The organism is Mycobacterium sp. UM_11 (assembly GCF_001414075.1).
Classification (GTDB): domain Bacteria; phylum Actinomycetota; class Actinomycetes; order Mycobacteriales; family Mycobacteriaceae; genus Mycobacterium.
Genome location: NZ_LATC01000023.1, coordinates 32,629 through 55,935, shown reverse-complemented (window position 1 = coordinate 55,935; position 23,307 = coordinate 32,629). Strand labels below are relative to the sequence as shown.

Genomic DNA, 23,307 nt, shown 5'->3' with positions numbered 1-23,307 from the left:
AGATGTGTATAAGAGACAGCAACGGCGCGGTCGCCGGCCTCAATGTCCACCCCGGCCGACGCGTAGGTGATGCCGTGGCTGCCCGGGTTTCGTCCGGGGCTTTTTCCGGGATCCGTCATCGCGATAAAGGCTACCGGGCGCCGCCCACCGCCGTTATCAAACGTCTTGGAAGGGGCGGATCCGGCGTCCGTCAGTGGACGATCGGCACTTCGTCGGGCGCCAGATCGTCCAGCCCGGCTCCCCGCGCGGCGTTGGCGAGCATGTGCTCGATGACGTTCTTGCCCAAGGCCGTCTCCTCGGGCAGTTCGATCGGATACTTGCCGTCGAAGCACGCGGTGCAGAGCCGCGATGCCGGTTGCTCGGACGCCGCGACCAGGCCGCGCAGCGAGATGTAGCCGAGGGTGTCCGCCCCGATGGCGTGCCGTACCGCTTCGAGCATTTCCTCTTTGTCTTGCACGGCATTGGCGATCAACTCCGCCGGCGACGGGAAGTCGATGCCGTAGAAGCAGGGCCACTTCACGGGCGGCGACGCGATGCGCACATGGACTTCGAGGGCGCCGGCCTCCCGCAGCATGCGCAGCAGCGCGCGCTGGGTGTTGCCGCGCACGATCGAGTCGTCGACGACGATCAGCCGCTTGCCGCGGATGACCTCGCGAAGCGGGTTGAGCTTCAGCCGGATACCGAGCTGGCGGATGGTCTGGGACGGCTGGATGAAGGTTCGCCCGACGTATGCGTTCTTCATCAGGCCTTGCCCGTACGGGATGCCGGATTCCTGCGCGTACCCGACCGCGGCGGGCGTGCCCGACTCGGGCACCCCGATCACCAAATCGGCTTCGACGGGGCATTCACGGGCCAGCCGGCGGCCGATCTCCACCCGGGTCGCGTGCACGGACCTTCCGGCGATCGTGCTGTCCGGGCGGGCCAGGTAGACGTACTCGAAGACGCAGCCCTTGGGCGTGGGGTTGGCGAAACGCGTGGAGCGCACCCCGTCCGCATCGATCGCCAGCAGCTCGCCCGGCTCGATATCGCGCACGAACGATGCGCCGACGATGTCGAGCGCGGCCGTTTCGGAGGCCACCACCCAGCCGCGGTCCAGGCGTCCGAGCGAAAGTGGCCGAACCCCATGCGGATCGCGGCACGCATACAGCGTGTTCTCGTCCATGAACGTCAAGCAAAAGGCGCCGCGCACGGTCGGCAGCAGGTCCAGCGCCGCCTGCTCCAGGGTGGAATCCGCGGCGCCGTGGGCCAGCAGCGCGCCCAAGATGTCGGAGTCCGTCGTCGCGGGGGCGGGGCAGCGCCGGGCGATCAGGCCGGCGTCGCGTGCGCGGGCGGCGAGCTCGGCGGTGTTGACCAGATTTCCGTTGTGGCCCAGCGCGACGCCGGTGCCGGCGGCGGTGTTGCGGAACACCGGCTGCGCGTTCTCCCACGTGGTGTCGCCCGTGGTGGAGTAGCGGCAATGCCCGATGGCAACGTGTCCCTGCATGGCCGCGAGCGTCTGCTCGTCGAACACCTGGCTGACCAAGCCCAAGTCTTTGAAGACGAGAACCTGGGATCCGTCGGCGACGGCGATACCCGCGGCTTCCTGCCCGCGATGCTGCAGCGCGTACAAGCCGTAATAGGTGAGCTTTGCGACATCCTCGCCAGGGGCCCAGACCCCGAATACACCACACTCTTCACGGGGCGAGTTCAGGTCCTGCTCGGGTGCTTCGGCTCCTGCGACGGTCACGATTGGGCGGCTCCCCGGGGAACGGTTGGTGACGTAACGGAGTCTACGGGTCGGACACCCGCGACCGCGAATTTACAGCGCGTGTTGAGCGCCGGAAATTCCCTCGTCCGACCCTAAAGCTGCAGTTCAGGGTTAACTTCAGCCGACATCGAACAGCGGCAGGCAGTGTTCGATCTCACCCGCTCGAGACCCGGAAAGGCGCAGCGCGCCGGCGGCCCTCGCCGCCGAAAACGACAGCATCCCGGCCACCAGCAGCAGCCAGGTGCGCGCATCGGCCTCCACCACGTTGGGCGGGGTGCCGCGGGTATGCCGGGGCCCGGCGATGCACTGCACCGCGGCGAACGGCGGGATCCGCACCTCGACGCTGGCGCCGGGCGCCACGGCGGCCAGGGTGCGGGCGGTGAGCCGGACGGCGGCGGCGAGGCTCTCGCGGTCGGGGGCGGGCCGGGATTCGTCGCGCAGCCAGTCCGCGACGGCCAACACGGCCTGCCGGGTCTTTGCCGGATCGGCCTTTTGACGGGCGGCCATACCCTAGGGTCTCAAACTCATGGAGCGTCGTCGCTTGCGGCGCGGGCCACCGTACAAGTCCGTCGGCCTCGTGACGCTCGTCATCATGGGCGTGGTCGGGTCGCTCCTGTATCTGCAGTTCCGGGGGGACCTCACGCGGACCACGAGGCTGACGATGGTGGCCGCCCGGGCGGGCCTGGTGATGGATCCCGGGTCCAAGGTCACCTACAACGGGGTCCAGATCGGCCGGGTGGCCGGCGTTTCCGAGATCACCCGCGACGGCAAGCCGGCCGCCAAGGTGGCGCTGGACATCACCCCCCGATACGTCGAGATGATTCCGGCCAATGTCGCGGCCACCATCAAGGCGACCACTGTGTTCGGCAACAAGTACGTCGCGCTGAGTTCGCCTCCGCACCCAGCGGCGCGGTCGATCACGCCGTCGACCGTGATCGAGGCGACCTCGGTGACCACGGAATTCAACACCGTGTTCCAGACGCTCGTGTCGATCGCGGAAAAGGTGGATCCGGTCAAGGTGAATCTCACGCTCGCCGGCGCCGCGCAAGCCCTGACCGGACTGGGCGAAAAGTTCGGCGCCTCTTTGATCAACGGCAACACGATCCTCGACGACGTGAATCCCCGGATGCCCGAGATCCGCGCCGACCTCGCGCGGCTGGCCGCCCTCGGCGACACCTACGCCGACGCCTCGCCGGACCTGTGGGAGGCGCTCGAACACGCGGTGACCACGGCGCGCACGCTCAACCGCCAGCAATCCGATCTGGACGCGGCGCTGCTGGCGGCGGCCGGGCTGGGCGGTGCGGGCGCCGACGTCTTCGAACGCGGCGGACCGTACCTGACGCGCGGGGCCGCGGATCTGGTCGGCTCCAGCCAGCTGCTCGACGAGTACAGTCCCGAAATCTTCTGCACCATCCGCAATTTCAACGACGTCGCGCCCAAGATCCACAACGCCCTCGGCGACAACGGTTATTCGCTGGGCGCCCACGCGGCCGGCGCGATCACCGGCGCGCCCAGTCCGTATATCTGGCCGGAGAATCTGCCGCGGACCAATGCGAGGGGCGGCCCCGGCGGCCGACCGGGCTGTTGGCAGACGATCACCCGGCAGTTGTGGCCGGCGCCCTTCCTGGTGATGGACACCGGCGCGAGCATGGCTCCCTACAACCACTTCGAACTGGGCTCACCACTTTTCACCGAGCACGTGTGGGGCCGCCAGTTGGGCGACTACACCATCAACCCGTGACGCCCGACGCTCAGCGCGGCGATCGCGCCGGCCTCATTGATGGCCAAGTGCACCAACATCGGCGCGGCGAGGCTGCCGGAACGGTCTGCCAGCCAACCGAACAGCCAGCCCGCGATGCCCGTCACCAGCACGGTGCCCACCACCGGGTCGCCCGCCGCGCGCGCGTCCGCGACGTGCGAGAGCCCAAAGCTGGCCGCCTGCAACAACCTTCCGCGGGGCCGGCCGAACGCCTCGTAGGCCGTGGCGGTGAGCGCCGCACGGAACGCCGCCTCCTCGGCCCAAACAGTGCCGACGGGAATCCGCAGCAGCAGCCAGCCGGGCACCGAACCGGCCGGATCCCGGTCGGCCATGGACGCCCGCACCGAGGGCACGGCCGTCGTCGCGGCGACCGCGCTCGCCACGGCCGCACCGGCCGCCGACCCCAGCCGCAGCCCGGCCCATAGCCGCGGCGGTCCCAGGCCCAGCGGCGCGCGCGTCGCCAGCACCAGCAGGCCGGCCGCACCGGCCTGCAGGGTGACCCGCCATCGGGTGGGCAGTCGCGGGCCGACAAAGCTCCAGCCGACCAGGGCGGCGGCCAGGGAGAACGCGCGGGCCCGGTGGAAACGGCTCTCGCCCATCAGGATTCGTCGCTAAGGCTCATCCGAAGAGGCGGGGCAGCACCGACTCCGACGTCTCGCGCAGCTCGGCCAGCGACACGGTGAACAGCCCCTGAACCTCCACCGCGTCCGAGGCCTGGTCGACGACGCCGATGCGCTCCGCGGGCAACCCCCGTGCCTCGCACATCGCCCGGAACCGGCTCTCCTCGGTGCGCGGCACCGCCACCAAAACCCGGCCCGCCGACTCGGAGAACAACGTCACGAACGGATCGGCGCCCTCGGGAAGCACGATGCGGCAACCGGTTTCGCCCGCCAGCGCCGCCTCCACGATGGCCTGCGCGAGGCCGCCTTCGGACAGGTCGTGCGCCGCCGACACCAGCCCGTCGCGGGACGCCGCGGTCAGCACCTCTGCCAACAGCTTCTCGCGCGCCAGGTCGACCGCGGGCGGCAACCCACCCAGATGGTCGGCGGTCACCTGCGCCCAGACGGAACCGTCGAATTCGTCGCGCGTGTCGCCCAGCAGCATCAGGGTCTCGCCCGGTTCGCGACCGAGGCCGGTGGGGATGCGCCGGCCGACGTCGTCGATGACGCCGAGCACACCGACGACCGGCGTGGGCAGGATCGCCGCCGACCCGGTTTGGTTGTAGAAGCTGACGTTGCCGCCGGTCACCGGGATGCCAAGGGCCGCACAGCCGTCGGCCAGCCCCCGGACCGCCTGCGAGAACTGCCACATCACCCCGGGGTCTTCCGGAGAACCGAAATTGAGGCAGTTGGTCACCGCGACCGGTGTCGCGCCGGTGACGGCGACGTTGCGGTAGGCCTCGGCCAGCGCGAGTTGCGCTCCCGCGTAGGGGTCGAGCAGCGTGTAACGCCCCGACGCGTCGGTGGAGAGCGCGATGCCGCGGCCGGTGGTTTCGTCGACGCGCAGCACGCCGCCGTCGGCGTGCTCGGCCAGCACGGTGTTGCCGCGCACGTAGCGGTCGTACTGTTCGGTGATGAAGGCGCGGCTGCACAGGTGCGGGCTGCCCAGCAGCGCAAGCAAAGTCGCGCGCAGCTCGTCCCCCGTCGTCGGCCGCGGCAGGCGGGTGGACCGGTCGGCGTTCAGGGCGTCCTGTGATTCGGGCCGCGCGACCGGTCGCTGATACACCGGCCCCTCGTGCGCGACGGTGCGCGGCGGCACGTCGACGACCGTCTCGCCGTGCCAGGTGATCCGCAACCGGTCCCCGTCGGTGACCTCGCCGATCACCGTGGCCAGCACCTCCCATTTGCGGCACACCGCCAGGAAGGCGTCCACGTTCTCCGGCGCGACCACCGCGCACATCCGCTCCTGCGACTCGCTGCAGAGCACCTCCGCGGGCGTCATGTCCTTGGCCCGCAACGGGACGGTGTCGAGTTCGATCGCCATCCCGCCATCCCCGGCCGACGCCAGTTCGGATGTGGCACAAGACAATCCAGCTCCCCCGAGGTCCTGGATGCCGATCACCAGGCCGCCCGCGTAGAGCTCGAGGCAGCACTCGATGAGGACCTTCTCCATGAAGGGGTCACCGACCTGCACCGAGGGCAGCTTCTTGCGGGAGTTCTCGGCATCGAAGGTGTCCGACGCCAGCACCGACACCCCGCCGATGCCGTCGAGCCCGGTGCGCGCGCCGAACAGGATGATCTTGTTTCCGCGGCCCGACGCGAAGGCCAGGTGCAGGTCCTCCTGGCGCAGCACGCCCACGCACATCGCGTTGACCAACGGATTGCCGGCGTAGCACGCGTCGAAGACGGTCTCGCCGCCGATGTTGGGCAGCCCCAGCGAGTTGCCGTAGCCGCCGATGCCGCGGACCACCCCGTCGACCACGCGGCGCGTGTCGGGCGCGTCGGCGGCGCCGAACCGAAGCTGGTCCATCACGGCGACCGGTCGGGCGCCCATGGCCATGATGTCGCGGACGATGCCGCCGACGCCCGTCGCCGCGCCCTGGTACGGCTCGACGTAGGACGGGTGGTTGTGGGATTCCACTTTGAAGGTGACGGCCCAGCCGTCGCCGATGTCGACCACGCCGGCGTTTTCGCCGATGCCGGCGAGCATGCCGGCGCGCATCTCGTCGGTGGTGGTCTCGCCGAAGTAGCGCAAGTGAACCTTGGAGGACTTGTACGAGCAGTGCTCGCTCCACATCACCGAGTACATGGCCAACTCGGTGTCGGTGGGCCTGCGGCCCAGGATCTCGCGAATGCGCTGGTACTCGTCGTCTTTGAGCCCCAGCTCGGCGAACGGCTGCGGCTGGTCGGGGCTGGCAGCGGCATGCTCGACGGTGTCGATCGCCTGGGTGCGGGCGCTCGTCCCGGAGACAGTCACGCCAGACAGTCTAGGGTGACGCCGCTATCGCCGTCGGCTCGCCGCGGCGGCTATTGACCGACCACGCAGAAGACGTTGCCCTCGGGGTCGGCCAGCACCACCCAGCGGAAATTGGCGCCGAACGAGTGCCGGCCTACCTCGGTGGCCCCGGCGGCCGTCAGCCGCGACGCCTCGCCGTCGACGTCGGCGGCGCTGAAGTCGAGGTGCAGCCGGTTCTTCCCCGGCGTGGGGTCGGGCACCTTCTGGAATCCGAGGCGGGGACCGTCGGCCAGACTCACCACGGTGAACTCGTCGGCGAGCAGTTCCTGCGTCGTCCCGCCGAACTGCTCGGCCCACCAGCCGGCCAGTTGCGCGGGATTGCTGCAGTCGAAGGTGATCATCTCCACGCTGAGCGCCATACCGCCGACCCTAGGCCTCGCGACGGCGCAGTTGAAGGGATCGGTGCCGGCCAGCGGCACCCGGTGGGTCAATCGACGGTGCGGAAGTCGGCCATCATGGCCATGTCCTCGTGCTCGAGGTTGTGGCAGTGCAGCAGGTATGAGCCGGTGTAGTCGGTGAACCGGGTGAGGACTTCGACCGCTTCGGCAGGCCGGACATCGACGGTGTCCTTCCAGCCCGCGTCGAACCGACCGGGCGCGCGGTCGTTGCGGGAGATCACCCGGAACGGGTTCAGGTGCACGTGGACGGGGTGGTGGAGCTCGGTGATGAACCGCCAGACTTCGCATGTGCCGAGCTTGGGGCGAGCCAGGGGCCGGCCCGGCTGATACGACAGGTCGTTGATGGTCCACACGCCGCCTCTGTTCGGGCGGAAGAGGAACGTCCGGGTGGCGACGGCGCCGTGTCGGTCGAGACCCGGAAGCCCGCTGCTGAGCCGGTCGGGGATGGTGGCGTCGTCGGAAAGGTCGGCTCCGACGACGTCGAATCGCATGACCTCACTTGTGCTTTCGGCACCCAACCGATTGAGCAGCCGCACCCGGGTTCCGCGCCGGTAGCGGCTGAAATCAACCACAACATCAAAGCGTTCGGCCGGAGCGATGTCGATGTAGTCGTGGCCTACGGGCCGCGCCAGCAGCCCACCGTCACTGCCGATCTGTACCAGCCCCGAACCGCCGGGGGGCTGTGGGTCCAGCTGCAGCCGGTAGCGGCGGGCGTTGGATGCGTTCAGTAGCCGCAGGCGGTAACGGGCGGGATCGGTCTGCAGCACCGGCCACGGCGCACCGTTGACCAGGATGACGTCGCCGAGGACGCCGTTCATGTAGTCGGCGGTGACCCCGCCGCCACCGGCGGCCGGGTATCGGAAAGAGCCATCGGCGGCGAAGGCACGATCGGTGATCATCAGCGGGATATCCCGCCCGCCGCGGGGCAACGGCAACGCGTCTTCCTCGTCGTCACGGACCAGGTGGAATCCGGCCAGGCCGCGCCACACAGCGGCACCGGTATAGCCCATGCGGTGGTCGTGGTACCACAACGTCGCGGCGCGCTGGTTCATCGGATAGACGTATTCGCGCTGTCCGACGACGCTATTGCGGGCCATGTCCTCGGCGGCCGTTTGACCGGACTGCGGAAGGATGAAGTCGGTCGGGTACCCGTCGTGGTCTTCCGGGGTGTGCCCGCCGTGCAGGTGCACCACAACCGGTGCCGGCAGGGCGTTGCGGTGCCGCACGACGGTGCGCCTCCCGGATCGTGAAGTGATGGTGGGGCCGGGAAAGCTCGTGTTGTAAGTCCATGCGGCAGTGGTCAACCCGGGCAGGATGCGCAATTGCGTGACCTGCTGGGTGATCTCGTAGTAGTCGGTGAGGGCATCGGTGCTCACCGGCGCCAACTCCTCCGGGATCGGCAAAGGGACTTGATAGCGGTCGGGCACTCTGGCCTGACTGCGCAGGAGCCGCCCCGGCTCCGCGGAGCCCAACAGCGCGCCGGCCAACGGCCAACTGGTCGCGACGAATCCGATCCCCGTCGCGGCGGCTCCCAGCCGCAACGCGCTACGCCGATTCACGAATCACATCCGGGCGTCGTGACGGCGAGGGCGCGGTCAGCGGCAAGCGCCATACCGATGCCGTCAGCTGAAGGATTCCCACGATCAACAGCACCCCGAGCGGAACGTGTAGGCCCGTCAGCCGCAATTCGCCAGAGGCGAACTCGGCGACGAAGAGGATGGTCACCAGCGCCCCTACCGCTATCGGCCATCGCGGCCCGCCCGTCCGGTTCACGATCACCAGCACCGCCACCTGAACGACGGAAAGCACCGTGGTCACTTTCGCGCCGGCCGAGTGCAGCAGCAACGCGTTGTACTGCCCGCCGAGGAAACTGCCGGCGAACACGGCTTGGGCCACCGCGAGGACTGCCAAGGTCGCGCTAATGGCACGGGCGACCACGCGGGGCCAGCGTCGGCCGTGCCCTTTTGCGTCTGTCATGGTCTTCCTCCGTAAGTCGTCGTCGGACTACTCAGGAATTGACGACGAGACGGGCCGGCAAAAAGTTACGCCCGCATGTGTAACTTCCGGCGCCGCTGACCCGTCCTTGTATGCGGGTTGCTGGTGACCCGGTTCAACCGATTCCGGGCCCACCGCAACGGGATACGCAGAAGGAGCAGTGATGTCGAACCCGACGCCCCCGCGCTGGCTGAAGCCGATGAACAAGTTCATGATCGCCATGCAAAGGCTCGGCATACCTACCGGGCCACCCATGGTTTTGACCGTGCCGGGACGCAAAACGGGCCGACCGCGCAGCACCCCGATGACACCGTTCACGCTCGACGGCCAGCTCTATGCCGTGGCGGGATTCCCCGGCGCCGATTGGGCGCTCAACGCCCGCGCCGCCGGGACGGGAACGCTCGGCAGGGGCCGAAAGACGCGGCGCGTCGCCATAACCGAGCTGACCGCCGAGCAAGCCCGCCCGGTATTGCGCCAATATCCGATCGAAGTGCCGATCGGCGTCGGGTTCCTGAAACGTTCCGGCCTGGTGCGTCAGGGCAATCCGGAAGAGGTCGAAGCGCTGGCCGGCCGCATCGCCGTGTTCCGGCTAGACCCGATCCCCGCGAACTGACGCCGGGCGATGCCCCGATTGATCGACCACTAAAGGAAGCAACATGCACGCCGCATACCTCGTCGTGACAATCTTTGCCATCGGTCTCAACGGATTCTCCGGCGTGAGCGCGCTGGTCCACTTCGCACCGATCATCCCGCCCATGCAGCGGGCCGGGGTGCCGGTGTCGTGGCTGACGTTTCCCATCGGCACCATGAAAACCCTGGGCGCCCTTGGGCTTATCGCCGGCCTATGGATTCCGCCCATCGGCATCGCCGCGGCGGCCGGACTGATCATCTTCTTCGTCTGCGCGATGTACACCCATGTGCTCGCCAACGATATCTCCGGCCAGTTCGCATTCGCCGGATTCCTGCTCGCCCTCAACGCCGCGACCTTCGCGCTCACGGCGGTCGCCCACCCGGTGTACATCTAGAACCGCTGGGCTCTATCGGCTCACGAAGGCTCAGGCGAAAAGAACGCGCGCATCGCCGCCGAGTACGCGGCCACGTCCTCGGCGCCCATCAACTCCCGTGCCGAGTGCATCGCCAGCTGCGCGGCGCCCACGTCGACGGTGGGGATGCCGGTCCGCGCCGAGGCCAGCGGCCCGATCGTCGACCCGCAAGGCAGGTCGGCGCGATGCTCGTAACGCTGCAGCGCGACCCCGGCCTGCTGGCAGGCCAGCGCGAAGGCCGCGGCGGTCCGTCCGTCGGTGGCGTAACGCAGGTTCGGGTGAACCTTGAGCACCGGCCCGGCGTTGGCCTCGATCAGGTGGCCGGGCTCGTGCCGCTCGGGGTAGTTGGGGTGCGTGGCGTGCGCCATGTCGGCCGACGCCAGCAACGAGTCGGGCAGCCGACGCAGGAAATCCTCGCGGGTGCCGCCGGCCGCGAGCACGATCCGCTCCAGAACCGTGCCGAGCAGGTCTGACTGGGCGCCATGGTCGGAGGAGGACCCGACCTCCTCGTGGTCGAAGAGCACCAACACGGGCAGGAAACCCCGCGGCCCGGCGGCCAACAGCGCCTCCATCCCCGCGTAACAACTGGCTTGGTTGTCCAGCCGGGGCGCGCTGAGCAGGTCGCCGCCGGCGCCGACGATGGTCGACGGGGTCAGGTCGTGGGTCATCAGATCGGCGGCGAGCACGCCGGTCGGGTCCACCCCGGCGCGTTCGGCGACGGAGTCGACAAACGACTTGGTGTCCGCACCGACGCCCCAGACCGCGTTGACGTGCCGCTGCGGATCCAGCGTCAGCGATTTGCGGTCCTCCGCGAGGTGAATGGCCAGCTGCGGCACCCGCAGAATCGGCTCGTCGATCCGGACCAGCCGGTGCTCGATCCCGGCGCCGGCGCGCAGCGACAACCGTCCGCTGATACCCAGGTCGCGATCGAGCCAGGAGTTCAGCCACGCCCCGCCGTAGGGCTCGAGCGCCACCACGCGCCAACCGGCGACCACCCGGTCCGGGTGCTGCTTGACCCGCAGGTTCGGGCTGTCGGTGTGCGCGCCGACGATGCGGAACGGACCGTCGGCCCCCTCGGAATTCCAGGCGACCAGCGAGCCGGCCCGCACCGTGAAGTAGCGGCCCGGTTCCTCCGGCCAGCGTTTAGCCTCGCTCAGTTCGATGTACCCGGCGGCCGTCAGCCGCGCGGCCACCGTGGCGCAGACGTGAAATGGCGACGGAGAAGCGTCGATGAAATCGCAGAGGCCTGCGGCGCTGGCCGACATGATGATCATCATGGCTTCCGGCGCTCACCGTCGCCACGCTAGGTCCCATTGCGCGGCTCCTTGATCGCGCCCTTCCGGCGCTCACCGTCGCCACGCTAGGTCCCATTGCGCGGCTCCTTGATCGCGCCCTTCCGGCGCTCACCGTCGCCACGCTAGGGTCGCCCATGTGCCTCCCGTCCAGCCGCAGCCGATCCTCGAGCCGTTGACGCCCGCGGCGGTCTTCCTGGTGGTGACCATCGACGAGGGCGGAGAAGCCACGGTGCATGATGCGCTGCCCGACATTTCCGGGCTGGTGCGCGCGATCGGGTTTCGCGAGCCGCCGAAACGGTTGTCGGCCATCGCCTCCATCGGCTCGCACGCCTGGGATCGTTTGTTCTCGGGGCCGCGCCCCGCCGAGTTGCACCCGTTCGTCGAACTGACGGGCCCGCAGCACACCGCCCCGGCCACGCCGGGGGACCTACTGTTTCACATCCGGGCCGAGAGCCTGGACGTCTGCTTCGAGTTGGCCGACCGCATCCTGCGGTCGATGGCGGGCGCCGTCACCGTCGTCGACGAGGTGCACGGATTCCGCTATTTCGACAACCGCGACCTGTTGGGCTTCGTCGACGGCACCGAAAACCCGGACGGCCCGCTGGCCGTCAGCGCCACCGCCATCGGCGCCGAGGATCCCGAATTCGAAGGCTCGTGCTACGTGCACGTGCAGAAGTATCTGCACGAGATGTCTTCGTGGAACTCGTTATCCGTCAACGAGCAGGAATTGGTGATCGGCCGCACGAAGCTGGAAAACCTCGAACTCGACGACGACGAGAAGCCGGCCAACTCCCACATCGCCCTCAACGTCATCACCGACGAGGACGGCACCGAGTTGAAGATCGTGCGGCACAACATGCCGTTCGGTGAACTCGGCAAGGGCGAGTACGGCACCTACTTCATCGGGTATTCCCGTACGCCACGGGTCACCGAACGCCTGCTGCGCAACATGTTTCTGGGCGACCCGCCCGGCAACACCGACCGCATCCTGGAATTTTCCACCGCGGTCACCGGCGGTCTGTTCTTCTCCCCAACCGTCGACTTCCTCGACGATCCACCGCCACTTCCGGCAGCGCCGGTGGCGGAAACACCTGCGGCACAAAACGGCTCACTTGCGATCGGCAGCCTGAAAGGAACAGCTTCATGAACAACCTCTACCGCGACCTGGCACCGGTCACCGACGCCGCTTGGGAGGAAATCGAGACCGAGGCGGCCCGGACCTTCAAACGCCATGTCGCCGGGCGGCGGGTGGTCGACGTCAGCGAGCCGGGCGGGCCGGTCACCGCCGGCGTCAGCACCGGGCGATTGATCGACATCGCTTCGCCCTCCGAAGGCGTCGAGGCTCACGTGCGAGCGAGTAAACCCCTTGTCCGGCTTCGCGTTCCGTTCACCCTGTCGCGTTACGAGATCGACAACGTCGAACGGGGCGCCCAGGACTCCGACTGGGACCCGGTCAAGGAGGCCGCCAAGAAGCTGGCGTTCGTGGAAGACCGCGCCATCTTCGAGGGATACGCCGCCGCCTCGATCGAGGGCATCCGGTCCGCCAGCTCGAACAAGGCGCTGACCCTGCCGGCCGATCCACGCGAGATTCCCGACGTCATCACCCAGGCCATTTCCGAGTTGCGGCTGGCCGGCGTCGACGGCCCGTATTCGGTGCTGCTGTCCGCCGACGTCTACACGAAAGTCAGCGAGACCACCGAACACGGCTATCCGATCCTCGAGCACATCGACCGGCTGGTCCCCGGGGACATCATCTGGGCGCCGGCCATCGACGGTGCCTTCGTGCTGACCACCCGCGGTGGCGACTTCGATCTGCAGCTGGGGACGGACGTCTCGATCGGATACACCAGCCATGATGCGGACACCGTTCAGCTGTATCTGCAGGAGACGTTGACCTTCCTGTGCTACACCGCGGAGGCGTCGGTCCCGCTAACGTCGTGAGGAATAACCGCGAGCGGGCGACTGCTTACGGCGAGGCAACGAGCTACTGATGCACCGCTTTCGCTACAAGTCGAGTACCAGATCGCCCTCTGGCGCGGCCGAGCAGATGAGCACCGTCCCCTGCTCGGGCGGCTCCAACGGTTGCTGAACGTAGGCGGCACTTCCGGCGACGACCCCGGTGACACACACGTGACAGACGCCGCTTCGGCAGGAGAACCGGGTGGGCACGTCGCAGGCTTCGGCCAACTCGAGGATGCTTCCGTATTGCGGTGACCAGGTGACCGTCAAACCGCTGCGGGCAAACGTGATCGACGGGCCCGTTCCCGGTGGTCCCGCCGGAAGATGTGGCGGCTGGCGGGGGGCGTCGTCGACGATGCCCGGGTTGATCGGCGGCAGCGCACCGAAGAGTTCGCTATGGATGCGCTCGGGGTCAAGACCGCCGGCCGTCAGGGCCTCGCGCATGTCGGTCATGAATTGGGTTGGGCCGCAGAGGTATGCCATGGCATCGGCCGGGATGCCGAGCGTCGCAATCGCCGATTGGTTTAACCGCCCCTGTGATTGTGTGTAGAAGACCGTCTGTCGCGAACCCGGCAGCGATTCGATCAGGCCGGCGACTTCGGCCGCGAATGCTTGCGTTTGCTGATCGCGGGCGGTGTGCACCCACCAGATGTCGCGGTCGCTGCCGGTAGCCGCGAGCGCATGCAGCATCGCCAAGACCGGGGTGATCCCGATTCCCGCCGACATCAGCAACACCGGGCCGTCGCCATCGGTGAGGTAGAAGTCGCCCCGCGGGGCGGCGGCCTCGAGAACGGAGCCAACCGCGATGTGCTCGTGCAGCCAGCGGCTCACCAGACCGTGCTCTTCGCGTTTGACGCTGATGCGGTACTGCCCCGCGCCGGGCTCTCCGGACAGGGAGTAGCTGCGCAGCGGTGCCGGCGTACCGGCGGGAACTCGCACGGTCAGGTATTGCCCGGGTAGCGGCGGTGGCAAAGCGACATGGTCGTTGCTGTCCAGTTGGATGGACATCACCTGTGGGCTTTCCCGGCGTACCGCGCTGACGCGCAGGGGACGAAACCCCGCCCACGCCGGGGGATTTAGCGGTACCTCGGTCGCCGATTCCTGCTCCAGCAGGTCGCGAAAGGATTGCTGCCAGCCGGGGCTGAGCGCGGGGACGTCGACAGCCTTGGGCAGCAGGCCGACATCCCGGTGCGGCAAATACAACAACGCGTCGACATCAGCGACGCTGAGCTCGTGGGGACCGCGTCGGGTCCGCACGATGTCGTCACCCGCGCGGACTAGTCCCTCGGTGATCACCCGGAAGTAGAAGCCCGGGCGACGTTGCGACACAAGCAGGCTCGGCATCCTGGGTTCGTCCATCCGCAGGCCGACGCGAAAGCAGGTGACGCGCGGCTGGGTGACTTCGAACTCGGCGTCGCCGATCCGGTAGCGGTCGCCGATGCACACATCGTCGTCGGGCAGCCCGGTGACCGTGAAGTTCTCCCCGAAGTGGCCGGGTACTAGGTCGTCGCGACCCAAGTAGTCCTTCCAGAAGTCGTACGACTCGGTCTGGTACACCATGACGGCGCGCTGCTCACCACCATGGCCGGCTAGATCGCCCTGGCCGTCGCCGTCGATGTTCAGTCGGCGCACCATGACCGGCCCGTCGACCGGTGTTTTCCAGATCCCGGTGTAGACGGTCTTGTCGTGCCACTGCACGCTTTTCGGCAAGCCGACGTTCACCGAGACCAGCTTGCCCACGGTGTCACCTCCGGGCCCGGCAAGTGGGATAGCCAGCCCAGAATATTCTCCTCCTGCCGGAAGGGCAACCCGAGGTGGGGCTGTTGCACGAGGCCTGCTCTGGTGCATACTGGGTTGCATAACCCATAGTTGTCAGCGTTTCGAGGGTGAAAACCCCAAAGGGGGAACCATGCCTGCAGTCCACCATCGATACGCCAGCGTCGACGGTCACCGGCTCTTCTTCCGGCAAGCGGGCCACCCGAACGCGCCCGCGCTGGTGCTGTTGCACGGGTTTCCGACCAGCTCCTACATGTTCCGTCATCTGCTCCCGGCGCTCGCCGACCGCTACCACGTCATCGCACCGGATCACCTAGGCTTCGGGCTTTCCGACGCGCCGTCCGTGCGGGAATTCGACTACACCTTCGACGCGCTGACCGACCTCACCGCCGAATTGCTGCGCGCGCTCGATGTCGGCCCCTACGCGATGTACGTCCAGGATTACGGAGCGCCGATCGGCTGGCGGCTCGCGCTGCGCGACCCCTCGTCGATCACGGCGATCGTCTCTCAGAACGGCAACGGCTACAACGCGGGATTCGTCAAAAGCTTCTGGGAAATCGTGCGGGCTTACCAGAGCGAGCAGACGCCCGATACTGAGGCCGCGGTCCGGCAGTTCCTCACGCTCGATGCCACCCGGTGGCAATACGTCACCGGCGTTCCCGACGAGACCCTCGTCGACCCCGAATCCTGGCACCACGACTACGCGCTCATATCGCGACCGGGCAATGACCTGGTGCAGCTGAAACTGTTGCGGGACTATGCAACCAACGCGCCGCTCTATCCGCGCCTGCACGAATACTTTCGCGCCAGCCAGGTCCCGCTGCTGGCGGTGTGGGGCCGTGGCGACGAGATCTTCGGCCCAGCCGGTGCCACGGCGTTCGCCGACGACCTCCCCAATGCCGAGATCCGTTTGCTCGACGGCGGCCACTTCCTGCTGGAGTCCGCACTGGACGAGGTCGCCGGGGTGATCCGCGGCTTCCTCGACAAGGCAGGCATTGCCGCCTGACCAACCAGCGGTATCAATGGGTTGGATATCCCAGAGTTCGGAGCGCCCGCGGGTTAGCCTGACGCGATGGCCCATCCCGAGGTTCAGGACGAACAACGGTTGACCGCCAAGGGGCGCGCCACCCGGGATCGCATCGTGGAAGCGGCCGCCCAACTGATCGTCACCGAGGGCCTGTCCGAGGCGAACATGGAGAACGTCCGCAGGGCGGCATCGGTCAGCGGTTCCCAACTTGCCCATTATTTCGCCGACAAGGCCGCACTTATTCGCGCGGTTCTCCGGCGCCAGATTGGGGTGGTCCTCGACTTTCACCGGCAGCCCAAACTCGGAGGGCTGGCGTCGCTCGACGACTTCGAGCGGTGGGGTGACCTCAACATGCGATACCTGCGGCGCATCGGGTTTTTCGGCACGCCCACTTACCACGCCCTTGCCGCCCAACTGGCGAAGTCCGACGACCCGACGCGTGAAACGCTGGCGACCGGTTATCGGCAGTGGATCGACCTGCTCGAGGAGGCGATCCAGCGGATGAAAGATGACGGCGTCTTGGTCGCTGCTGCCGACCCACGACGGTTGGCGACGGTCATCGTCGCCGCCCATCAGGGCGGTGGCACCCTGGCCTTCACCTACCGGGAGGAGTGGCCGCATGCCGACGCCGTTCGCTTCGCGGTCAATTACCTGCGCACGTTCGCCACCGACCCCGACGAGCGGGTACCCAGACCTGCGCGGCGTCCGCGACGACGCGCCAGGAGCGCCACGTGAGTGACCGCAGCCCAGCACAATTCACCCGCAAGGGCATGGCGACCCGGGCGCGAATAGTCGACGCTGCCGCGCGACTCATGTTCGAGCGGGGCGTCGCCAACACGAGCATCGACCAGGTACGGCGAGCGGCCGGAGTGGGCGGGTCACAGATCGGGCACTACTTCCGGGACAAACGGGATCTGATCCGTCAGGTCGTTGCCACCCGCCGCGAGGACGTGCGGGCCTTCCACACCCAGCCGCCGCTGGGCGCCCTCGACAGCTTCGCCGAACTGCAGGCCTGGGCGGACGCCTGCGTCGCCGCCGTCGAGACGGTGTACCGGGTCGGCGGTTGCGTGTACGGTTCGTTGGCGGGCGAATTGATCGACGCCGACGACGAAATTCACGACGATCTCTCCGCCGGGTATGACCTGTGGATCGAGCTGTTCGAGACCGGTCTTACGGCGATGCGCCGGCGCGGCGACCTGCGCCCCGACGCCGATCCGCGGCACCTGGCGGTATCGTTGGTCGTCGCGCACCAGGGCGGCGCGATGTTGACGTACGCCACCGGAGATCCTGAGCCGCTGCGGGCCGCCGTCAACGCCGGCGTCGACTACGTCCGCTCCTTCGGAACGCAGAAGCCGAAGGGCCGAGCCGCTTCGAAGCGGACCAGGGGCCAATCCCGATCCGAGTGAGGTCACTCGCCGCTGGACAGAATGGGATGACTAGCCCATACTAAATGGGTTGGTTGGCCCAGTACGTCGTTGGCGGCTCACGGTTCTCCAATGGATGTCCCTGTGACGCAGGGAGATTGGTTTCCGCAGGGGTGTCGTTGAACAGAGGGGATGGAGATGGGGCTGGCATGGCAGCAGGGTCCGCTCGCCACGGGACCGGTCGGTCACTTTCTGACTGCACAGCCGTTGCCGGCGCGACTGTTGTACGTCGAACCGCTCAGGAGGCGCATGCGAGTTCGCCTCGCCGACACGTGGGTAGCCGACAGCCAAGACGTGATCCTGTTACACGAGCCGGGGCGTTATCCGGTCGCCTACTTCCCGCGCGGCGATATCGAGGCCGGAGCCCTGGTGGCCGAGGAAAGGCTCACGCAGCACCAGGACCTAGGCGACACCCGGTGGTTCACCGTCAAAGTCGCGGAGCGAGAGGCGAACCGTGCGGCGTGGCAGCACACCGCGCTGCCACCGCACGCTTCGGTACTCGACGGGCGCCTCGCATTCGCTTGGCGCGCCATGGACGCCTTCTACGAAGAGAACGAGCGTATCGTCGGGCACGCTGCCGATGCCTATCATCGGATCGATATCCGTTCCACTTCACGGCATCTCATCGCCCGAAACGGCGACCGAGTGATTGCCGATACCAAGCACCCACTAGCCTTGTACGAATCCGGATTCGCTCCACGCTGGTACGTGCCCCGCGAGGACGTCGACGAGTCTGCCCTCGAACTGGTTGACAAGCAGACGTTTTGCCCATACAAGGGGATCTGCTCCTACTACGATATCGGAGACCGCAAGCGGGCGGCGTGGTCGTACCGGAACGCCTGGCGCGAGGTGATACGAGTTGGCGACTTGGTGTCCTTCGAACCGGACAAGATCGACGTCTACCTCGACGGCAATCAGTTGCGGCTCGAGCCTGGCCAGACCGTCATTCCCCACGGCGTCGACCGGGGGCTCGACACCGAAGAGGTCTCTGATTTTCACGGTGCCGAGGGCAATGGTGGGGTGCTGCAGGAACGCAACCACCAATCGTCCGGGCAGGCGTAGTGGTCGGGCGGAGCACCAGTCCGGATCGGGTGGGAGCGTTCTCCGACGGCGTATTCGCGGTGCTCATCACGATCTTGGTGCTGGAGCTCAAGCCGCCCACCGCCCACAGCTTCAGCGCCCTCATCCCGCTATGGCCCACCGGCCTGAGCTACGTCGTCAGCTATTTGTTCATCGCCATCGTATGGGTCAACCATCATCACCTGTTCGGCTATGCGGAGCTGGCGACGCCGCGGCTGGTGTGGTCGAACTTCGCACACTTGTTCTCGGTCTCGCTTATCCCGATAACGACCGAGTGGATCGCCGACAGTAGGTTGGCCGCCGCCCCCGTGGCCTCATATGCGTTCGTGTTCGTGCTCGTAAACATCACCTATCTCGCACTCTGCTGGGAAGTGGTCGACCGGCCCGCCCCTGAAGACGTCACGGATCGAATGCGCCGGTTATTGCGGATGAGATCATTCATCACGATCGGCATCTTCACAACGGCCGGCGTGGCCGCGCTTTGGTGGCCCTTTGTGGGGATGGCTTTGATTTGTTTGTGTTTGATCGGGTATCTGCGGCCGGATGCTCCCACTTTGAAAAAGGACAAGCCGTAACCATGCGCGTACCCTCCGTCCTGGTTTTCGACGTCAACGAAACGTTGGTCGACATCGAGTCACTCGCACCGCTTTTCACCGAATTGTTCGGCGATCAGCGGGTGCTCCGCGAGTGGTTCGCCCAGCTGGTCATGTATTCGATGTCCGCGACATTGGCGGACCGCTATGTGGACTTCTCCACGCTGGCCCAAGGTGTGTTCCGCATGGTCGGCGATATCCACGGCGCGGCCGTCTCCGACGATGACGTGCACCGCCTGAAGACCGGCTTGCTCACGATGCCGGCCCACCCGGACGCGGCGGAGGGCCTCGCCACGTTGAAAGACAACGGTTTTCGTCTGGTCACCCTGACCAATTCGCCGCCCAACCCGGATGGTCCTACGGCGCTGCAGAGTTCCGGGCTGGCCGAATTTTTCGAGCACCAGTTGAGTGTCGATGCCTGCCGCGCCTTCAAGCCGTCGCCCGCCGTGTATCGGTATGCGTGCGAGACGCTCGAAGTTGCCCCGGCCGACTGCATGATGGTGGCCGCCCACGTATGGGACACCCTTGGCGCCCAGAGTGTCGGCTTCGGCGGGGCGCTCATTGCGCGGCCCGGCAATCCGCCGCTGCCCGTCGACGGACTGCCCCAACCGGACCTGGTGGCGGGCGACCTGCGCCAGCTGGCCGCGCAGCTGATCGACCACTGAGGACAACCGGGGAGGACCGCGAACGATGGCACACGAAGAATCGGGTTATGACGTCGTTGTGCTCGGCGCCGGGCCGATCGGGCAGAACGCCGCAGAGCGTGCCCGGGCCGCAGGCCTGAGTGTCGCCATGGTCGAGCGCGAACTCGTCGGCGGCGAGTGTTCTTACTGGGCCTGCGTGCCCAGTAAAGCCTTGCTGCGTCCGGTGATTGCCATCTCGGAGGCCCGCCAAGTCGACGGCGCGCGGGAGGCGGTCAGCGGGTCCATCGGCATTGCGGGGGTCTTCGGCCGCCGCAACCGCTACGTCACCGACTGGGACGACACCGGCCAGGCCGGCTGGGTGGGTGGAATCGGCGCCACCCTGGTGCGCGGCCATGGCCGATTGGACGGCGCCCGGCGAGTCGCGGTCACCGCGTCCGACGGAGCGACGTCCGTGCTGACCGCGCGGCACGCCGTCGTGATCTGCACCGGAAGCCGGCCCCTCTTGCCCGACTTGCCCGGCATCGACGAGGCGAGGCCGTGGACCAACCGCCAAGCCACCGAAAGCAGTTCGGTCCCCGAGCGGCTCGCGGTGGTGGGTGCCGGCGGCGTAGGCGTCGAAATGGCGACTGCCTGGCGCGGATTGGGATCTCAGGTGACCCTCCTTGCGCGTGGCTCGGGCCTGCTACCGCGGATGGAGCCCTTCGTCGGTGAGCTCATCGGCCGTGGCCTCGCCGATGCGGGCGTGGACGTGCGCGTCGGCGTATCGGTGCGCACGCTGCGCCGGCCCGAGGGTGCGGAGGTGACCCTCGAATTGGACGATGGCTCCGAATTGGTGGTCAACGAAGTGCTTTTCGCGACGGGTCGCGCACCATTCACCGATGATATTGGCCTGCACACCGTTGGGCTGACACCCGGCGACTGGCTCGACGTCGACGACACCTGCCGAGTGCGGGCCATCGAAGACGGTTGGCTCTACGCCGCGGGCGACGTCAATCACCGGGCCCTGCTGACACATCAGGGGAAATATCAGGGCCGCATCGCGGGAGCGGCCATCGGAGCGCGGGCCGCGGGCGCCCCGGTGGACACCGCGCCGTGGGGCCGGCACGCAACCACCGCCGACCACTACGCCGTGCCGCAGGCCTTCTTCACCGTCCCCGAAGCCGCCGCGGTCGGCCTGACGGCCCAGCAAGCCGAACAGGCGGGGCATCGGGTGCGAACCGTCGATGTGCAGATCGGCGACACCGTGACCGGCGCGAAGCTATACGCGGACGGCTACGCGGGACGGGCGCGCATGGTGGTGGACCTCGAGCGCAACCACCTGCTCGGGGTCACGCTGGTTGGGCCGGGAGTTACTGAAATTCTCCATTCCGCCACCATCGCTGTCGCGGGCGAGGTGCCGATCGAACGGTTATGGCACGCCGTGCCCTGCTTCCCCACTGTCAGCGAGCTGTGGCTGCGGCTCCTCGAGGCGTATCGGGATGCCACGGACGATAACTGACGCATGGCCACCGCAGTCGGCTTCCACCCGGACTTCGATGAAGCGGCCCCTGCAGCGGCCCGCGATCGGGCGCACCCTGGACCTCGGCATCAAGACCGCTCAATCAGAGGGATAGACGGCGATCTCGACCAGATTCCCGTCGACGTCGCGGCAATAGTGCGAGGTCATCGATCCCAGGGCACCGGTTTTGGTCACCGGACCCGCGACGATGTGGACGCCGCACTCGAGCAGGTGGGCGCGCACCTCATCGGGGTTGCTTCGGGTGATGAAGCACAAATCCTCCGAACCGGCGGCTTCCACGGCTCCGGTGACCCAGTCCGGATCGTCGGCCAGGGCACCGACCGGCCGCAGATTGAGTTTCTGATCCCCGAACCGCAGAGCGATCCGGCCGGACGAGCCGAATGTCTCTCGCCGCATGCCGAGCACCCGCTCGTACCAGGCCGCGGTCTGCTGGACGTCTTTGCAGTTCAGCACGACGTGATCGATGCGCTCCACCCCGAACCCCATGCTCGGCTCCCCTGCGGCTGGACGAAATCGTTGGCGTCAGGGTAATCCGAGCGACCGCCCGCCGCCCTCGGTCGTGTCGAGGAGCAGCCCCCGCTCAGCAAATTCTCAACTGATTCTTCGGTGCCTCATGGCCTGTCTCCCAGCATCCGCAAAGCCACTGGCCGCAGCATGTTTTCATGGCGAAAGAGCCCACCTGCGTGGAACTGGTCGAGCGTTACCTGCGCACCCGCGGGCGACGCTACTTCCGTGGCCACCACGACGGTGAATACTTCTTCGTCGCCAACGCCCACTCGTCCGCCTCGAGGCGCCTGCACGTGCATCTCGAGATCTCACCCGAGCACGGCGACGTGCTGATCATTCGGGTGATGCCGGCCTGCTTTTTCCCTGCCTCCGAACGCCCGTGGCTGACGCATTTCTCGGATACGTGGAACCGCCAGGAGCGCGAGGTGACCGCGATCGTGCACGGGTCCTCCGACCCGCAACGGATCGGCGTAGTGGCGCGCAGGTCGCACTGGATCCGCGACACCGTTTCCTTCGAAGATTTCAGCGCCTTTGTCGACCGCACGATCGCGGACGCGATCGACCTCTTCGGCGACTTGAGCCCCGCCGCCGAACTGCCTACGGCGCACCCCCTGGTGCGCGACGCCGGGTGACCCGGCGTCCCAGCAAACGGATATGACATTCTCCTTTTTGGAGAGTAACCTATGTTGTGCAGGCGGCGGGTTTGAGATCTGCGTCACATCGGCAATCCACGGCAAATGGCGGGAACACGACAGCGGGGAGCCATGAAGGGCAACGGGGTTGAGGTGGCCGACAACCAGCAGACCACCAAGTGGGATCCGGCCTTCACCGAGCAGGTCGTCAGGGCAATCGGACCGGTCATCAAACGGTGGTACCGGGCCGAGGTGCGCAACATCGACAACGTCCCCTCCTCCGGTGGAGCGCTGGTGGTGTCCAACCACTCCGGCGGCATGCTGACCCCGGACGTGTTGATCTTCTCCCCGGCGTTCTACGAGAGATTCGGTTACGACCGCCCCGTCTACACGCTGGGCCACTACGGCCTCTTCCTGGGTCCCCTGGACGGCTGGCTGCGCCGCCTTGGGGTCATCGAGGCCAGCCGCGAAAACGCCGCCGCCGCCCTGCATTCCGGCGCGGTGGTGCTGGTCTTCCCGGGCGGCGACTACGACTCCTACCGGCCCACCTTCAGCGCCAACACCATCGACTTCAACGGCCGCACCGGCTACGTGCGGACGGCCATCGAGGCCGGGGTGCCGATCGTGCCCACGGTTTCGATCGGTGCCCAGGAAACTCAGCTCTTCTTGACCCGCGGCAACTGGATGGCGCGCAAATTGGGCCTGACCAAGGCGCGCATGGACATCCTGCCGGTCAGCTTCGGGTTCCCGTTCGGCCTCAGCGTGGTCTTCCCGCCCAACCTGCCGCTGCCCGCCAAGATCGTCACCGAGGTGCTCGAACCGATCGACGTCGTCGACCAGTTCGGTGACAACCCCGACGTCGACGAGGTGGACGCGCACGTGCGCGCCGTCATGGAGGCGGCGCTCAAGCGACTCGCCGCTGCGCGCCGGCTCCCCATCCTCGGCTGACCGACA

At 67.4% G+C, this 23,307-nt stretch carries 25 protein-coding genes; 14 read left to right on the top strand and 11 right to left on the bottom strand.

Features of this window, described 5'->3' with window-relative positions; genetic code table 11:
* From WU80_RS26345 to WU80_RS08620, 3 genes are all read right to left on the bottom strand, one after another.
* A partial coding sequence (locus WU80_RS26345) for a hypothetical protein (RefSeq protein ID WP_231633775.1) occupies nucleotides 1-119 on the bottom strand: 119 nt, incomplete at its 3' end.
* A gap of 71 nt (nucleotides 120-190) precedes the next feature.
* Nucleotides 191-1,726, bottom strand: coding sequence for an amidophosphoribosyltransferase (purF, locus tag WU80_RS08625; protein ID WP_055401803.1), 1,536 nt, complete (start codon nucleotides 1,724-1,726; stop codon nucleotides 191-193).
* Between the two features lie 138 nt (nucleotides 1,727-1,864).
* Nucleotides 1,865-2,254, bottom strand: a complete 390-nt coding sequence (locus tag WU80_RS08620) for a sterol carrier family protein (protein ID WP_055401801.1) — start codon at nucleotides 2,252-2,254, stop codon at nucleotides 1,865-1,867.
* A gap of 19 nt (nucleotides 2,255-2,273) precedes the next feature.
* Between WU80_RS08620 and WU80_RS08615 the strand changes: the two genes are divergently transcribed.
* Complete coding sequence (locus tag WU80_RS08615) at nucleotides 2,274-3,488, top strand: MCE family protein (protein WP_055401800.1); 1,215 nt, start codon at nucleotides 2,274-2,276, stop codon at nucleotides 3,486-3,488.
* On the opposite strand, the gene WU80_RS08610 is transcribed toward WU80_RS08615, so the two are convergent.
* The 5 genes from WU80_RS08610 to WU80_RS08590 form a co-directional block, all read right to left on the bottom strand.
* Entirely contained in the window at nucleotides 3,470-4,105 is a 636-nt protein-coding gene (locus WU80_RS08610) for a CPBP family intramembrane glutamic endopeptidase (protein ID WP_055401798.1), read from the bottom strand. The two genes, WU80_RS08615 and WU80_RS08610, sit on opposite strands and share 19 nt — an antisense overlap.
* A 19-nt stretch (nucleotides 4,106-4,124) precedes the next feature.
* Nucleotides 4,125-6,422, bottom strand: coding sequence for a phosphoribosylformylglycinamidine synthase subunit PurL (gene purL, locus WU80_RS08605; RefSeq protein WP_055401796.1), 2,298 nt, complete (start codon nucleotides 6,420-6,422; stop codon nucleotides 4,125-4,127).
* Between the two features lie 50 nt (nucleotides 6,423-6,472).
* Nucleotides 6,473-6,820, bottom strand: a complete 348-nt coding sequence (locus WU80_RS08600) for a VOC family protein (protein WP_055401811.1) — start codon at nucleotides 6,818-6,820, stop codon at nucleotides 6,473-6,475.
* A 68-nt stretch (nucleotides 6,821-6,888) separates the two neighbouring features.
* A complete protein-coding gene (locus WU80_RS08595) occupies nucleotides 6,889-8,418 on the bottom strand; it encodes a multicopper oxidase family protein (RefSeq protein ID WP_055401794.1) in 1,530 nt (509 codons plus the stop codon).
* The gene (locus WU80_RS08590; RefSeq protein WP_197281177.1) at nucleotides 8,405-8,836 is read right to left on the bottom strand and encodes a hypothetical protein; all 432 of its coding nucleotides are present in this window, start codon (nucleotides 8,834-8,836) and stop codon (nucleotides 8,405-8,407) included. Before WU80_RS08590 ends, WU80_RS08595 begins: the two co-directional genes overlap by 14 nt.
* Nucleotides 8,837-9,017: 181 nt before the next feature.
* On the opposite strand from WU80_RS08590, the gene WU80_RS08585 reads away from it, so the two are divergent.
* Both WU80_RS08585 and WU80_RS08580 read left to right on the top strand, forming a co-directional pair.
* The gene (locus tag WU80_RS08585; protein WP_055401792.1) at nucleotides 9,018-9,467 is read left to right on the top strand and encodes a nitroreductase family deazaflavin-dependent oxidoreductase; all 450 of its coding nucleotides are present in this window, start codon (nucleotides 9,018-9,020) and stop codon (nucleotides 9,465-9,467) included.
* A gap of 43 nt (nucleotides 9,468-9,510) precedes the next feature.
* The gene (locus WU80_RS08580) at nucleotides 9,511-9,879 is read left to right on the top strand and encodes a DoxX family protein (RefSeq protein ID WP_055401790.1); all 369 of its coding nucleotides are present in this window, start codon (nucleotides 9,511-9,513) and stop codon (nucleotides 9,877-9,879) included.
* A gap of 20 nt (nucleotides 9,880-9,899) precedes the next feature.
* Here WU80_RS08580 and WU80_RS08575 read toward each other — a convergent pair whose 3' ends face one another.
* Complete coding sequence (locus WU80_RS08575) at nucleotides 9,900-11,162, bottom strand: M18 family aminopeptidase (RefSeq protein ID WP_082459798.1); 1,263 nt, start codon at nucleotides 11,160-11,162, stop codon at nucleotides 9,900-9,902.
* A 166-nt stretch (nucleotides 11,163-11,328) separates the two neighbouring features.
* Between WU80_RS08575 and WU80_RS08570 the strand changes: the two genes are divergently transcribed.
* On the top strand, nucleotides 11,329-12,339 hold the full coding sequence (locus WU80_RS08570; RefSeq protein ID WP_055401787.1) for a Dyp-type peroxidase: 1,011 nt from the start codon (nucleotides 11,329-11,331) through the stop codon (nucleotides 12,337-12,339).
* Nucleotides 12,336-13,133, top strand: a complete 798-nt coding sequence (locus tag WU80_RS08565; RefSeq protein ID WP_055401786.1) for a family 1 encapsulin nanocompartment shell protein — start codon at nucleotides 12,336-12,338, stop codon at nucleotides 13,131-13,133. The genes WU80_RS08570 and WU80_RS08565 overlap by 4 nt, the downstream gene beginning before the upstream one ends.
* Before the next feature lie 63 nt (nucleotides 13,134-13,196).
* On the opposite strand, the gene WU80_RS08560 is transcribed toward WU80_RS08565, so the two are convergent.
* On the bottom strand, nucleotides 13,197-14,891 hold the full coding sequence (locus WU80_RS08560) for an MOSC and FAD-binding oxidoreductase domain-containing protein (RefSeq protein ID WP_055401784.1): 1,695 nt from the start codon (nucleotides 14,889-14,891) through the stop codon (nucleotides 13,197-13,199).
* A gap of 169 nt (nucleotides 14,892-15,060) precedes the next feature.
* On the opposite strand from WU80_RS08560, the gene WU80_RS08555 reads away from it, so the two are divergent.
* From WU80_RS08555 to WU80_RS08525, 7 genes are all read left to right on the top strand, one after another.
* Nucleotides 15,061-15,933 (top strand): alpha/beta fold hydrolase, encoded by an 873-nt coding sequence (locus WU80_RS08555; RefSeq protein ID WP_055401782.1) that lies wholly within the window; start codon nucleotides 15,061-15,063, stop codon nucleotides 15,931-15,933.
* A 66-nt stretch (nucleotides 15,934-15,999) separates the two neighbouring features.
* The gene (locus WU80_RS08550; protein WP_055401780.1) at nucleotides 16,000-16,689 is read left to right on the top strand and encodes a TetR/AcrR family transcriptional regulator; all 690 of its coding nucleotides are present in this window, start codon (nucleotides 16,000-16,002) and stop codon (nucleotides 16,687-16,689) included.
* Nucleotides 16,686-17,360 carry a TetR/AcrR family transcriptional regulator gene (locus WU80_RS08545; protein WP_055401778.1) on the top strand — a complete coding sequence of 225 codons (675 nt, stop codon included), beginning with the start codon at nucleotides 16,686-16,688 and terminating at the stop codon, nucleotides 17,358-17,360. The genes WU80_RS08550 and WU80_RS08545 overlap by 4 nt, the downstream gene beginning before the upstream one ends.
* A gap of 156 nt (nucleotides 17,361-17,516) precedes the next feature.
* On the top strand, nucleotides 17,517-18,440 hold the full coding sequence (locus WU80_RS08540) for a DUF427 domain-containing protein (RefSeq protein ID WP_082459797.1): 924 nt from the start codon (nucleotides 17,517-17,519) through the stop codon (nucleotides 18,438-18,440).
* Nucleotides 18,441-18,469: 29 nt separating this feature from the next.
* Complete coding sequence (locus WU80_RS08535) at nucleotides 18,470-19,033, top strand: TMEM175 family protein (protein WP_055401807.1); 564 nt, start codon at nucleotides 18,470-18,472, stop codon at nucleotides 19,031-19,033.
* A 2-nt stretch (nucleotides 19,034-19,035) separates the two neighbouring features.
* Complete coding sequence (locus WU80_RS08530) at nucleotides 19,036-19,716, top strand: haloacid dehalogenase type II (RefSeq protein WP_055401777.1); 681 nt, start codon at nucleotides 19,036-19,038, stop codon at nucleotides 19,714-19,716.
* A 25-nt stretch (nucleotides 19,717-19,741) separates the two neighbouring features.
* Nucleotides 19,742-21,193 (top strand): NAD(P)/FAD-dependent oxidoreductase, encoded by a 1,452-nt coding sequence (locus WU80_RS08525; RefSeq protein WP_055401775.1) that lies wholly within the window; start codon nucleotides 19,742-19,744, stop codon nucleotides 21,191-21,193.
* A 99-nt stretch (nucleotides 21,194-21,292) separates the two neighbouring features.
* Here the strand turns inward: WU80_RS08525 and WU80_RS08520 are convergent, their stop codons facing one another.
* Nucleotides 21,293-21,700: a VOC family protein gene (locus tag WU80_RS08520; RefSeq protein WP_055401773.1), complete on the bottom strand. Its 408-nt coding sequence runs from the start codon at nucleotides 21,698-21,700 to the stop codon at nucleotides 21,293-21,295.
* 176 nt (nucleotides 21,701-21,876) lie between these two features.
* Between WU80_RS08520 and WU80_RS08515 the strand changes: the two genes are divergently transcribed.
* Nucleotides 21,877-22,353: a hypothetical protein gene (locus tag WU80_RS08515; RefSeq protein WP_055401771.1), complete on the top strand. Its 477-nt coding sequence runs from the start codon at nucleotides 21,877-21,879 to the stop codon at nucleotides 22,351-22,353.
* Between the two features lie 132 nt (nucleotides 22,354-22,485).
* Nucleotides 22,486-23,301 carry a lysophospholipid acyltransferase family protein gene (locus tag WU80_RS08510; RefSeq protein ID WP_055401769.1) on the top strand — a complete coding sequence of 272 codons (816 nt, stop codon included), beginning with the start codon at nucleotides 22,486-22,488 and terminating at the stop codon, nucleotides 23,299-23,301.
* The last annotated feature ends 6 nt before the right edge of the window (nucleotides 23,302-23,307 follow it).